Annotated in this window: 12 protein-coding genes; 6 read left to right on the top strand and 6 right to left on the bottom strand. The window is 62.3% G+C overall.

The window, feature by feature from the left end:
* Positions 1–459 carry a PaaI family thioesterase gene (locus NMG80_RS18260; protein ID WP_254019381.1) on the bottom strand — a complete coding sequence of 153 codons (459 nt, stop codon included), beginning with the start codon at positions 457–459 and terminating at the stop codon, positions 1–3.
* Between the two features lie 97 nt (positions 460–556).
* The gene (locus NMG80_RS18255) at positions 557–1846 is read right to left on the bottom strand and encodes an RsmB/NOP family class I SAM-dependent RNA methyltransferase (RefSeq protein ID WP_254019380.1); all 1290 of its coding nucleotides are present in this window, start codon (positions 1844–1846) and stop codon (positions 557–559) included.
* Positions 1847–2136: 290 nt separating this feature from the next.
* On the opposite strand from NMG80_RS18255, the gene NMG80_RS18250 reads away from it, so the two are divergent.
* Complete coding sequence (locus NMG80_RS18250) at positions 2137–2814, top strand: MIP/aquaporin family protein (RefSeq protein ID WP_254019379.1); 678 nt, start codon at positions 2137–2139, stop codon at positions 2812–2814.
* A gap of 213 nt (positions 2815–3027) precedes the next feature.
* Here the strand turns inward: NMG80_RS18250 and katG are convergent, their stop codons facing one another.
* Complete coding sequence (gene katG, locus NMG80_RS18245) at positions 3028–5223, bottom strand: catalase/peroxidase HPI (protein ID WP_254019378.1); 2196 nt, start codon at positions 5221–5223, stop codon at positions 3028–3030.
* Between the two features lie 162 nt (positions 5224–5385).
* Between katG and NMG80_RS18240 the strand changes: the two genes are divergently transcribed.
* The 5 genes from NMG80_RS18240 to NMG80_RS18220 all read left to right on the top strand — a co-directional run bounded on the left by NMG80_RS18240 (position 5386) and on the right by NMG80_RS18220 (position 10391).
* Entirely contained in the window at positions 5386–6294 is a 909-nt protein-coding gene (locus NMG80_RS18240; protein ID WP_254019377.1) for a hydrogen peroxide-inducible genes activator, read from the top strand.
* Positions 6295–6632: 338 nt separating this feature from the next.
* Positions 6633–7763 (top strand): TRAP transporter substrate-binding protein, encoded by a 1131-nt coding sequence (locus NMG80_RS18235; protein WP_254019376.1) that lies wholly within the window; start codon positions 6633–6635, stop codon positions 7761–7763.
* Positions 7764–7832: 69 nt separating this feature from the next.
* Positions 7833–8480, top strand: coding sequence for a TRAP transporter small permease subunit (locus NMG80_RS18230; protein ID WP_254019375.1), 648 nt, complete (start codon positions 7833–7835; stop codon positions 8478–8480).
* Positions 8477–9898 carry a TRAP transporter large permease gene (locus NMG80_RS18225; protein WP_254019374.1) on the top strand — a complete coding sequence of 474 codons (1422 nt, stop codon included), beginning with the start codon at positions 8477–8479 and terminating at the stop codon, positions 9896–9898. The genes NMG80_RS18230 and NMG80_RS18225 overlap by 4 nt, the downstream gene beginning before the upstream one ends.
* Positions 9899–10244: 346 nt before the next feature.
* Positions 10245–10391, top strand: a complete 147-nt coding sequence (locus NMG80_RS18220; RefSeq protein ID WP_254019373.1) for a hypothetical protein — start codon at positions 10245–10247, stop codon at positions 10389–10391.
* Between the two features lie 193 nt (positions 10392–10584).
* Here the strand turns inward: NMG80_RS18220 and NMG80_RS18215 are convergent, their stop codons facing one another.
* From NMG80_RS18215 to NMG80_RS18205, 3 genes are all read right to left on the bottom strand, one after another.
* The gene (locus NMG80_RS18215) at positions 10585–11571 is read right to left on the bottom strand and encodes an NAD(P)H-dependent flavin oxidoreductase (protein ID WP_254019372.1); all 987 of its coding nucleotides are present in this window, start codon (positions 11569–11571) and stop codon (positions 10585–10587) included.
* Positions 11572–11795: 224 nt separating this feature from the next.
* Positions 11796–12269 carry a VOC family protein gene (locus tag NMG80_RS18210; protein WP_202364291.1) on the bottom strand — a complete coding sequence of 158 codons (474 nt, stop codon included), beginning with the start codon at positions 12267–12269 and terminating at the stop codon, positions 11796–11798.
* Between the two features lie 353 nt (positions 12270–12622).
* Entirely contained in the window at positions 12623–12805 is a 183-nt protein-coding gene (locus NMG80_RS18205; RefSeq protein ID WP_254019371.1) for a cysteine rich repeat-containing protein, read from the bottom strand.
* Between the last annotated feature and the right edge of the window lie 93 nt (positions 12806–12898).

Raw genomic sequence — 12898 nt, 5'->3', positions numbered from 1 at the left:
TCAGCCTTCAATGCCATCGCGACCGACCACCGTCATCATGGTTCCGGTCATGGTGGCGATCAGCTTGGCCTCGCCATCGACGGCGAAGGCGTAGGCCTGGCCGTCGGCGACGATGATGGTGCGGCCGGGCTTCGTCACCGAGCCGCGGAACAGGAAGCGCTCGCCCCGACCCGGAGCCAGCAGATTGACCTTGAACTCGATGGTTAGCACGCTGGAGCTTTCCGGCATCAGCGAGAACGCAGCATAGCCGCAGGCTGAGTCCAGCGCCGTCGAAATGACGCCGGCATGAAGAAAGCCATGCTGCTGAGTCAGCGCTGCCGAATAGGGCATCTCGATCTCGATGATGCCGGGCGTCACCAGGGTCAGCTCGGCGCCGATGGTGGTCATGGCGTTCTGGCGCGCAAAGGACGTCCTGACGCGATCCTCATAGTTTGGGGCGGGTACGATCTTTGCTGCCATGGCTTGTCACGCTCCTGTCAGAAAAGCTTATTGCAGAGGCATGAGCGGCAGGCAATCGCTATTGCTGCACTGCAGCAATAGCGTCCGCCGGCAAGGTTCAGCCACCCTTGCGCAGCGCACAGACATAAAACCCATCGGTACCGCTCAGCGCCGGCGACAGCGAAATGCCGCCTGCGGCACCAATTCGCGCGGCCGCCTCGTGGCCGGGAAAGCGGCTGTCCCAGAGCTGGCGGTGATCGACAGGAACAAAGTCGCTGTCACGATCCCGGAAGGCAGCGACCTGCTCGCCATTCTCCTCGTCGAACACCGAGCAGGTGATGTAGACCAGCAGCCCACCCGGTTTGACGAAGGTCTTGGCGGCATCGAGGATCGCCGATTGCTCGCCCTTGCGCGCATCGAGCTGCTTCTGCGTCAGCCGCCATTTGGAATCGGGCCGGCGCCGCCAGGTGCCGCTGCCGGTGCACGGCGCATCGACCAGGACGATGTCCATGTGGGCCGAGAGGGTGCTGAGTTCCGCCGGCTTGGTGACGATTTGCACGTTGCGGTTCTCGGAGCGGCGGATGCGGTCGAAGATCGGCGCCAGCCGCGCCTTTTCGGCATCATGGGCAAACACCTGGCCGCGATTGTCCATCGCCGCCGACAGGGCCAGCGTCTTGCCGCCGGCTCCGGCGCAAAAGTCGAGAACCTGCATCCCGGCCTCGGCGCCAGCCAGCGTGGCGGCGATCTGCGAGCCTTCGTCCTGAACCTCGAACCAGCCTTTCTGGAAAGCCGGTTCGGCCTGCACGTTCGGGTGCCTGCCGTCGCCCGCGATCGGCGGGATACGGATGCCGTGCGGCGCAATTCGTGCAGCCCTGGCGCCGGTCTCGGCCAGTTCGGCGAGCACCTTGTTGCAATCGGCCTTCAGCGTGTTGACCCTGAGGTCGAGCGGCGGGCGGGTCGCCAGCGCCGCACCTTCATCGACCCAGCTTGCGCCGAAGGCCTGCTCGAAAAGCGGCTCGCACCAATCCGGAATATCGGCGCGCACCGCCGGCGGCGCATCGTCGACCTGGCGGTCAGCGATGGCCTTCAGTTCATCGTCGTTCAACAGCGGCGGCGCAAACTTGTCACCGTCGAGCGCTTCGTTCAACGACTGCGCCGTCTGGTTCCATTCAAGCAGCAGCGCGCCAAAACCGATGGCGCGCGGCGTATCTTCGCCCAACAGCCAACCGGCCGAGCGCTTTCGCCGCAGCGCGTCGTAGACAATGTTGCCGATCGCGGCGCGATCGCCGCCGCCGGCGAAGCGGTGCGACAGGCCCCAATCCTTCAGCGCATCGGCGACCGGCCGGTGTCGCCGGCCGATATCCTCCAACACTTCGATGGCCGCTGCCAGCCGTCCGCCCAGTCGCATCTTGGTATCCGTTACTCAGCAAATCAATTCCGGGGTCCTGCTCTAAAGCGCGCGACCGGCGCGCACAAGCGGTGAGAGTCTTGGAGGCAGAGGGCACTCGTTTCAGGTTTGCGCTGTCCCTCACCCTTACCTCTCCTATGAGAATGCGAGATCGAACACAGCTCTGTTGGCGTTGGCTGGCGACCCTCGCACTGCTTGCGCTTTCAAACTTTTGAAGTTGCGATAGTCTTCCGCAGCGTGATTCGCCAAGAATTGCAAGCGGATCGACGGGAAATTACAAGGAGAGGGCAATGAAGACTTATCTGGCGGAAGTTCTAGGCACATTTCTACTGGTGTTCATCGGCACGGCTTCGGTGGTGACGGGCGGCTTCGGCGGCGCGCTGCCGCTCGGCCAGGAAGGCATCGGACTGGCATTCGGCATCGGCCTGATCGCGGCGGCTTATGCGATCGGCCCGATCTCGGGTGCGCATCTCAACCCGGCGGTGACGCTCGGCGTGTTCCTTGCCGGCCGGATGCAGGCCAAGGACGTCATCCCGTACTGGATCGCACAGACCATCGGCGCCATCATCGCGTCGCTGGCGCTGTGGATCATCGTCTCCGGACAGGTTGGTGGCCACACCGGCGGCTTCGGCGCCAATGGCTGGGATGCGACAAAGTGGGGTGTCAGCTCGGCGTTCCTGTGGGAGTTGATCGGAACCTTCACCTTCGTCACGGTGATCCTCGGCGTCACCAGCGGCAGCCACGCGACGGCTTTTGCCGGCCTCGTCATCGGCCTGACGCTGGCGGGACTGCACTTCGCCATCATTCCGGTGACCGGCACATCGCTCAATCCGGCCCGCTCGATTGGCCCAGCGCTGTTTTCGGGAAGTGCGGCGATCGGCCAGCTCTGGCTGTTCATCGTCGCACCGCTGATCGGCGGCGCCATCGCCGGCGTGGTTGCCAAGACGCGCATCTTCGAGAAGGACTGAAGGCCGAAGGGCTGAATCAAGAAAGGCGCGGGCCCGGCCCGCGCCTTTCTTGCTGAGACTTGAGAAACTTACCGCAGGCGGAAAGTTGTCTCGCTCCGGACCTTGGCGCTAGAGCTCCATCCCGATGGAATCGGGATGGAGCTCTAGCTTTTTTGTTTGAGCATGATCTTTCCGAAAAAACCGGATTCCACTTTTCGGGATCATGCTCCTGGATCAGGCGAGTTCGAAGCGATCGGCGTTCATCACCTTGTTCCACGCCGCCACGAAGTCGTTGGCAAATTTCTCCTCCGCGTCCGCGGTCGCATAGACTTCCGCCAGAGCGCGCAGCTGGGAATGCGAACCGAAGATGAGGTCGACGCGGGTGCCGCTCCACTTGAGCGCGCCTGTCGCCCGGTCGCGTCCTTCGAACAATTCCTTGGCGTCCGATGTCGACTTCCACACCGTGCCCATGTCGAGCAGGTTGACGAAGAAGTCGTTGGTCAGCGTCTCAGGCCGACTGGTGAAGACGCCGTGGCTGGACTGGTCGGCGTTTGCGCCGAGCACGCGCAGGCCGCCGACGAGGACTGTCATCTCCGGCGCGGTCAGCGTCAGCAATTGCGCCCGGTCGACCAGCGCCTCCTCGGGGGACAAACGCTGCGGGCCGCGCAGATAGTTGCGGAAACCGTCGGCGGTCGGTTCGAGCGGGGCGAAGGAGTCGACGTCGGTCTGCTCCTGCGAGGCATCCATGCGCCCCGGCGTGAACGGGACCTTCACGTCGTTACCGGCGTTCTTCGCGGCCTTTTCGATCGCGGCGCCGCCGCCAATGACGATCAGGTCGGCAAGCGAGACTTTCTTGTCACCGGACTGTGAAGCATTGAACTCCTCGCGGATCGCTTCGAGCTTCTCCAGCACCTTCGCCAGCTGAGCCGGCTGGTTGACGTCCCAGTCCTTCTGCGGCGCGAGGCGAATGCGCGCGCCGTTGGCGCCGCCGCGCTTGTCGGAGCCCCGGAAGGTCGAGGCGGACGCCCAGGCCGTCGAGACCAGCTGCGGCACCGAAAGACCGGTGGCGAGAATCTTCGCCTTCAGGGCGGCCACGTCCAGCTCGTCGACCAGCACATGGTCGACCGGGGGGATCGGATCCTGCCACGGCAGCTCTTCCTTGGGAACGAGCGGGCCGAGGTAGCGCACGATCGGGCCCATGTCGCGGTGGGTCAGTTTGTACCACGCGCGGGCGAAGGCATCGGCGAACTGGTCCGGATTCTGATGGAAGCGCCGCGAGATCTTTTCGTAGGCAGGATCGAACCGCAGAGCGAGGTCGGTGGTCAGCATCGACGGCGCGTGACGCTTCGCCGTGTCGTGCGCATCGGGCACCGTGCCGGCGCCGGCGCCGCCCTTCGGCGTCCACTGGTGCGCGCCGGCCGGGCTCTTGGTCAGCTCCCATTCGAAGCCGAACAAATTGTCGAAAAAGTTGTTGCCCCATTTCGTTGGCGTCGTGGTCCACGTCACTTCCAGGCCGCTGCCGATCGCATCACCGCCTTTGCCGGTGCCAAAAGTGCTCGCCCAGCCGAGCCCCTGCTCTTCGATGCCGGCGGCCTCCGGCTCGAGGCCAACCAGCGTCGCATCGCCGGCGCCGTGTGTCTTGCCGAAAGTGTGTCCGCCGGCGATGAGCGCGACGGTCTCCTCGTCGTTCATTGCCATGCGCGCGAAGGTCTCGCGAATATCGCGCGCCGCGGCAAGTGGATCCGGGTTGCCGTTCGGCCCTTCCGGGTTGACGTAGATCAGACCCATCTGCACGGCGGCGAGAGGGTTCTGGAGATCGCGTTCGCCGCTGTAGCGCTCGTCGGCCAGCCACTTGCCTTCGGGGCCCCAGTAGATGTCCTGTTCGGGTTCCCAGACGTCGGCGCGGCCGCCGGCAAAACCGAAGGTCTTGAAGCCCATCGTTTCCAGGGCAACGTTGCCGGTGAGAATCATCAGGTCGGCCCAGGAGATCTTGCGGCCGTATTTCTGCTTGATCGGCCACAGCAGCCGGCGGGCCTTGTCGAGATTGACGTTATCCGGCCAGCTGTTGAGCGGCGCGAAGCGCTGCTGGCCGGCTCCGGCACCGCCGCGGCCGTCGCCGATTCGGTAGGTGCCGGCGCTGTGCCAGGCCATGCGGATGAACAGCGGTCCGTAATGGCCAAAGTCGGCTGGCCACCATTCCTGCGAGTCCGTCATCAGGGCATGCAGGTCCTTGATCACGGCGTTCAGATCGAGACTCTTGAATTCCTTGGCGTAGTCGAACGCCTCGCCCATTGGATCGGACAGTGCGGATTGCTGGTGGAGTACCTGGACATTCAGTTGGTTCGGCCACCAGTCACGGTTGGCCCTGGCGATAGTTGCGTGCACGACCGGGCATTTTCCCGCGCTGGTGTCATCGGTCTTTGCGTCCATCGTTCTCTCCGATTTGTCGTTTCCGGGATTTGTTGATTTTCCGGGGATTTGTTGATTTTCCGGACGGGCCCTGAGCCACGCCATTCTAGAATGGTTCCAGACTAGGCCCCAATGCCGATAAAAACAAATTGCCTTTCCTGTTTGTTGCGATAGGTTTTCCTTATGATTGGTCTCACCGTCCGGCAGATGCAATATTTCGAGGCACTGGCACAGACGCTGCATTTCGGCCGCGCGGCGAAGCTCGCCGGCGTCAGCCAGCCGGCGCTGTCCTCGCAGATCGCGGAGATGGAGTTGCGGCTGAATTGCCGGCTGTTCGAGCGCGGCGGCAAATCGGTTCGGATGACCGACGAGGCACTGGCCATGCTGCCGCGTATCGAGCGCATTCTTGCCGACATCCGCGAGATCGAGACAACGGCGCGGCGCGGCCGCCCCGCCATGGAGGGTCGCTTCCGGCTCGGCATTATCCCGACGGTCGCCCCCTATCTGCTGCCGCATGTGCTGCCGGAATTGAAGCGGCATTTCCCGGCCTTGCAGCTCCAATTGCGTGAAGCGGTGACCGCCTCGCTGGTCGAGGACACCGCCCTGGGAAAGCTCGATGCCTTCATCGCTGCCCTTCCCCTCGATCAGCCCGGGCTGATCACCGAGGGGCTTTTCTCCGACCGGTTCTTCCTTGCCGTGCCGGCCGGCGATCCCGCATTCGCCTCGCCGCCGGTGCCGCCGGAAAGCCCGGCATTGGAAAGGCTGATGCTGCTGGAGGAAGGCCACTGCCTGCGCGAACAGGCGCTTGCCGTGTGCGGCAGCGTGCGGCCGGTGGCAATGGCGAGCTATGGCGCGACCAGCCTGACGACGCTGCTGCAGATGGTGGCGCACGGGCTCGGCGTCACGCTCATTCCGGAAATGGCGGCAGGACCGGCCAGCGCCATGCGCGATCTCAAGGTCGTGCCTTTCCAGGAACCGATGCCGCAGCGCACGATCTGCCTCGCCTGGCGACGCAACAAGGTCCGGCACGACGAGTGCGTCGAACTGGCCAAGATCATCCGCGGACTGGATCAGGCGGTGCTGGCGGCCTGAGGTGGAGGATGTTGGTCAGAGAGTCCGATTGACCTCAATCTCATTTCCAAGCTGCGAGCATGGGCCCTATGCCTTCATAAACGGTCCTCCCGCGGACAGCCAACATTTGGGATCATTACGACCGCCTTGGCCCGCTGCGCAGCAGACCTACATTCGTTATGAGGCCAGAACAAGGATACGCGCCGACTACTAAAATCGTCGAATGCGGAAACATATTGGCGCTTGTGCCAGACCTAACGCGCAACGCCCGATGCCACCGGGAGCGAAACTGGTTGCGCAAGGGGCGAGTTCGCATATTCTGGTTGTGGCAGAAGCGTTTACAACAGTGGGAGGAGTAAATGTCCGACAAGAAAATCTCGCGTCGCGGGTTCCTGGAAAAGTCCACCGCCATCACGGCCGGTGCGGCTGCAGCGACGACGCTCGCGACCCCGGCCGTACTGGCGCAGGCGCCGGTGACCATCAAGATGCAGACCTCCTGGCCTGCTTCGGACATCTGGATGGATTTCGCGCGGCTATACATAGAGCGCGTCGAAAAGATGTCGGGCGGCCGGCTGAAGTTCGAGCTCCTGCCCGCGGGTGCGGTCGTCGGCGCGTTCCAGGTGCTGGATGGCGTCAATGACGGCGTCATCGACGCCGCGCATACCGTCCCCGTCTACTGGTACGGCAAGCACAAGGCCGCGTCGCTTTTCGGAACTGGCCCTGTGTTTGGCGGCAGCGCCACCACCATGCTCGCCTGGTTTCATCAGGGCGGCGGCAAGGATCTCTACCGTGAGCTGACGCAGGAGATCATGGGCCTCAACGTGGTCGGCTTCTATGGCTTCCCGATGCCGGCGCAGCCGTTCGGCTGGTTCAAGAATCCTGTCACGACCCCCGCCGAACTGCAGGGGTTCAAGTATCGGACGGTGGGTCTTGCCGCCGATCTCATGCAGAACCTCGGCCTCAGCGTGGCGCAGCTGCCCGGCGGTGAAATCGTGCCCGCCATGGAGCGCGGGGTTATCGACGCCTTCGAATTCAATAATCCGTCATCCGACCTTCGCTTCGGTTCGCAGGACGTCGCCAAGAACTATATCCTGTCGTCCTATCATCAGGCGAGCGAGTCGTTCGAATTCCTGTTCAACAAGGACGTATTCGACGACCTCGACGACGATTTGAAAGCCATTCTCGAATATGGCGTGGAGGCGGCCAGCACCGCGACCACCGCAGTCGCCCTCGACAACTATTCGGCCGACCTGCAGAAACTGCAGACCGAGCACGGTGTCACCGTGCACCGCACCTCCAAGGAGATTCTCGACGCACAACTCCAGGCTTGGGACAAGATCATCCCGACGCTGGAGGCGGATGAGTTCATGAAGCGGGTGCTCGATAGCCAGCGCCAATGGGTCGAACGCGTTGTCTACTACGAGCTCATGAATTCAGCCGACCTGACACTGGCATACGAACATTATTTCCCCGGCAAGCTGAAGCTCTAATTCGCGCCTCCGCTTGGCAAATCCAGCGGTCTTGCGGACCGCCGGATTGTATCTGACGGAACCCAGTAGATGCTCCGTTACATTGCGTTCGCCGATGAACTTTCGGCATGGTTTGGCAAGGTGTTCGCCTGGAGCGTCGTCGTCATGACGCTCGGCGTGAGCTATGAAGTCGTCGTGCGATACCTGTTCAGCGCGCCGACTGCGTGGGCATTCGACCTCAGCTACATGCTCTACGGCACCATGTTCATGATGGCCGGCGCTTACACCTTGTCGCGAGACGGGCATGTGCGCGGCGATTTCATCTACCGTCTGTGGAGGCCGCGCGTGCAAGCGGCGGTCGAACTTGTCCTCTACTTCATTTTCTTCTTCCCGGGCGTCACGGCGCTGATTCTGGCCGGCTGGAAGTATGCCGCACGCAGCTTCCGCTATCTCGAAGTAAGCTCGAACAGCCCGGCCGGGATCCCGATCTTCCAGTTCAAGGCCGTCATCGTGGCGGCAGGCATCCTGCTCTTCGTGCAGGGGATTGCCCAGGTGTTCCGATGCGTCGTCTGTCTGCGAACCGGAAGATGGCCGCGCGCGGCTGAAGACGTGGAAGAGACCGAGAAGGTGCTGATGGAAGCCAAGACGCTCGATGTCCTGCATCACGGTTCGGAAGCAGTCGACCTCCCATTCCTCCACCCCGACAATCAACCCGACCGCGACGGAGAAGACAGATGAGCGATCCTCAGGTCGCCGTCGCGATGCTGCTCATTCTGGTTCTGGCGATCTTCCTAGGCTTCCCGGTTGCATTCACTTTGATGGCGCTCGGGGTCGCCTTTGGCTACTACGCTTATTTAAATCCGGGACGGATGTGGCGCGCCTACGAACGGGCGGTTGAGGATGGCGCCGACGGCTGGACGCTTGCGGAGCATTGGATCGGCGGCTTCTTCAACAACCGCATCTTCGATCTGTTTGTGAATCAGACCTATTCTGTGATCTCGAACGACGTGCTGACCGCCATCCCGCTGTTCCTGTTCATGGGCTACATCGTCGAGCGGTCCAATATCATCGAGCGTCTTTTCGGCACCCTCTATATCGCCACCCGGCGCGTTCCCGGCTCCATGGCCGTCGCCGCCCTCATCACCTGCACCCTTTTCGCAACGGCCACAGGCATTGTCGGCGCGGTCGTCACACTCATGGGCCTGCTGGCGTTTCCCGCCATGCTGAAGGCGCGCTACGACATCAGCTATGCCTCGGGAGTGATCTGCGCGGGCGGAACCCTCGGCATCCTCATTCCGCCGTCCATTCTGCTCATCGTCTATGGCGCGACGGCGGGTGTTTCGGTGGTCCGTATGTATGCGGCAGCCCTGCTTCCAGGACTGCTGCTTGCCGGCCTTTATCTGATCTATGTGGTGGCGAAGGCGGTGCTGCAGCCGCAGGTGGCGCCGAAGCCGACCCGAGACGAGGTAGGGCACTATTCGGCCCTGCAAATCAGCTGGATGCTGCTGACTTCCTTCGTCCCTCTGGCGGTCCTGATCCTCGCGGTGCTCGGCGCTATTCTCTTCGGCCTCGCCACGCCTTCCGAGGCTGCCGCCATCGGCGCGCTCGGCGGCGTCGTGCTGGCCGCCGCCTACCAGGCCCTGACGTGGCAACGCCTGAAGGAGTCTGTCTATTTGACGGCGCGCACGACCGCGATGGTGTGCTGGCTGTTCGTCGGCTCCGCGACGTTCGCCTCGGTCTTTGCCTATCTGGGAGGCCAGCAACTGATCAGCGATTTCGTCACCGGCCTCGACATGTCGCCGCTGATGTTTCTGATCGTCGCCCAGATCATCATCTTCATCCTGGGCTGGCCGCTGGAATGGACGGAGATCATCGTGATCTTCGTTCCGATCTTCCTGCCGCTGTTGGCGCATTTCGAGATCGATCCGCTGTTTTTCGGCGTGCTCGTCGCGGTCAACCTTCAAACGGCCTTTCTGTCGCCGCCCATGGCGATGTCGGCTTATTACCTCAAGGGCATTTCGCCGCCGCATGTTCAGCTTTCGGATATTTTCCGCGGAATGATGCCCTATATGCTGATCGTCATCCTGTGCATGGTCATCATCTACATCTTCCCGCAGATCGTGTACGGGCTGCCCAACCTGATCTACGGGGGCTGAGACGGGATGCTGCGGCGAGAGGACAACAGATGAATTTGAGCCGCTTCCTGGCCGTCTTGGCGTTTGTCGTCTTTCTGGCGTTTTTCGGCGTCGTAATCCGGTTCGTCCCGCATCTCGATCTAGGTGTTGCGGTCGGCATCGGCGTCCTCCTTGCGGGCTACGATCTATGGAGCCAATTGAGGTCTCGCGCGAGGTAACAGCCGGATTGGGGGCGGTTGCGGGGAAGCTGCATGGCTGCAGCGTCGAGCGATCCACTGTGACAACGCCGGAGAGTCCTGGAAGCTGAAAGTAGCGTCCGCTCGGCCTAAGCGTCTTTGGCCTGGCCTTGTGGCTTGTCGATTTCTATGTGAGCGCGCCGATCACATTCCCCTGGTTCCTGCAAGCAAGCCCGGTCGTGCAGTTCATTGCCCACACATTCTTCTTCGGTACTGTCCTCGGCTGGTTCCTGTGGAAATCGCACGAGAGAAACGGGCTCGAAGGACCGGCGGTTTAGCCTTGCCAGCACCGACCTGGCGCCGTCGGACTGAAAGCGAAAGACAGCGGTGATGGCATCGGGCGCGCGCTTATCTGCCTGGTCTGGCGGCGCAAGAAATGCGGCACGACGAATGCGTCGAAACAAAGATCATCCGCGCAATGGCTGAGGCGGTGGGCAATTAATCAGGTAGGGTAAATGAGAAACTGAGCAGTCAATCGACGATACGTCGCGGGCCGTCCGCGAGCAGACGCTCGGCTTGTCCGACCATGTCGTCGATCACGCGTCCAGCCGACTCCACGCTTCGGATCACTCCGGCCACTTCCCCCATCAAAACGCCGGTGTTCTCAGCATCGCCAGCGTAAAAGGCGTCCCAATAGTCGCTGCTCTGGATGGCCAGCGTCGGCGCTTCAGCCAGCTGACCTTCGCGGCCATGCCAGGCGGCGACAAATCGAGTCCTCAGCACGCGCGCGACGAATTCGTCTGTCGGCCAACGATAGTTGCGGGCAATGTCGACGGTTGTGGTCTTGATCGTCGTATCGCCATCGGCGGCGATGATAGCCTCCTGGAATCCACGCGGCGCAGCGGATTCTGCAGTCACAATGAACCGCGTGCCGACAAGCACGCCGTCGGCGCCGAGCAGCAATGCCGCGGCAAGCGCTCGACCGTCGCCAACGCCACCCGCCGCCACGAGAAGCGTCTCCGGCGCCTGTTTCGCCAGAAGATCGGCAATATCGGGAACAAGCGTGAAGGTCGAGCGGTGACCGCTGTGGCCGCCGGCTTCTTTGCCCTGCGCGACAATTACATCTGCGCCGACGTCGAGCGCCTCGCGGGCGTGCCACATCGACTGGACTTGGCAGATGATAGGCACTCGCGCTTCTCTGATATGCGCGGCGAAGGGTGCAGGCGAACCGAATGAAAGCATGAGCGCCGCGGGTTGCCGCTCCAGCACGCGGTCGAGCAGATGCGGCCTGGTTGCCAGCGACCATGTGATAAAGCCGCATCCGACGCGCGCGCTGCCCGCGGCGGCAAACTCCCTGTCCAACCATGCTTCATCGCCATAGCCGCCGCCGATCAGACCGAGCCCACCGGCATTCGACACCGCTGCTGCAAGCCGTCCGCCTGCCATCACGCCCATAGGAGCGAGGAGGATGGGATGCCTGATCGCAAAACGTTCGGTCAGTCGGGTTTTGAGTGGCACGGTTCGCGCTCGCCAAATCATCGAAGGGATACCGAAGATGCAGCATACGCGACGCAAAGTAGCAGGATAGTGGTCCCGCTTGAGACTCGAACCGGGAAATCAGACCGTTTCTAGTCGTAAGTGACTGATGGTCGCCGCAACGCAAGGCTGGCGGCTGGACGGCCGCACTTGGGTAGCGAGCGACACGCTCTGGCAGCAATTTGGCCGCAAGGTGCGATGGAGCGTCAACCGCGCCGCGCCGCCTCGATCGCGGCTACGTCGATTTTCACCATGGTCATCATCGCATCAAACGCGCGCTTTGCCTCGTCGCCGCCAGCCGCCATCGCGTCAGTCAGCACGCGCGGAATGATTTGCCAAGAAATCCCCCATTTGTCTTTGCACCAGCCGCACACGCTCTCCTGGCCGCCATTGCCGACGATAGCATTCCAATAGCGGTCGGTCTCCTCCTGATCGTCGGTGGCGATCTGGAACGAGAAGGCTTCGTTGTGTTTGAACTCGGGACCCCCGTTGAGGCCAATACAAGGAAGGCCCGCAACTGTGAATTCGACCGTCAACACGTCGCCTTCTTTGCCGGCCGGGTAGTCACTGGGTGCACGGTGCACGGCACCCACCACGCTGTCAGGAAAGATCTCGGAGTAGAAGCGGGCGGCAGCCTCGGCGTCCTTATCGTACCAGAGGCAAATCGTATTCTTTGCCATTTTGCGGGTTCCTTTCGCTTTAAGGCCAGGCTTTCGGCCTTGTTTCCCCATCCCCCCTTTCCGAAATAGGTAGCCAACCGCTTTTCTCCACCCGGAAGCGTCCGTCTCGCCCGGGCGATCGCAGAGCGGCAGCTTACCTTAACGTCGCTGTCCGCTTTGGCCCGGGTTCCGGACAAGAAAGCGAAGGTCCGCTCCTGAAATGCGTCGGGAATGTTCGGAGCGTCCGCAGGGCGGACCAACATTGCGACCCCTGACCAGCCGACAGGGCCACGATCCGGCGCCCGCAGACCTCGCCCACCGGCGCTCCAGTCCGGCACCTCATGTTCACCTGCGGTTCGGAAAGCACAGTGGTGCTATCCAGGCGTGTTCGCCTTGACGACCTTTTGGCATTCGGGCTTCAGATCGCTCATGTGATCGGCCAGGCATTTGATGACGTGGCCGCCGCCCGGCAACACGCCCTTGCAGAACTTCTGGTAATCTGCCTGGCAGGCCTCACGCTCGGCCGCCGTCTGCGCAAGCGCCACGGTGGTTGCCATCTGAGTTGCCAAGAAAAGCGCGCTCAACGCAATCCGCATGACAAACTCCCCTCAAACATGTATATTAGATCACTTTTATATAATGCGATATAC

The organism is Mesorhizobium escarrei (assembly GCF_935825525.1).
Classification (GTDB): Bacteria; Pseudomonadota; Alphaproteobacteria; order Rhizobiales; family Rhizobiaceae; genus Mesorhizobium; species Mesorhizobium escarrei.
The sequence above is the reverse complement of the archived record's forward strand: the minus strand, read 5'-3'. Positions and strand labels throughout refer to the sequence as shown.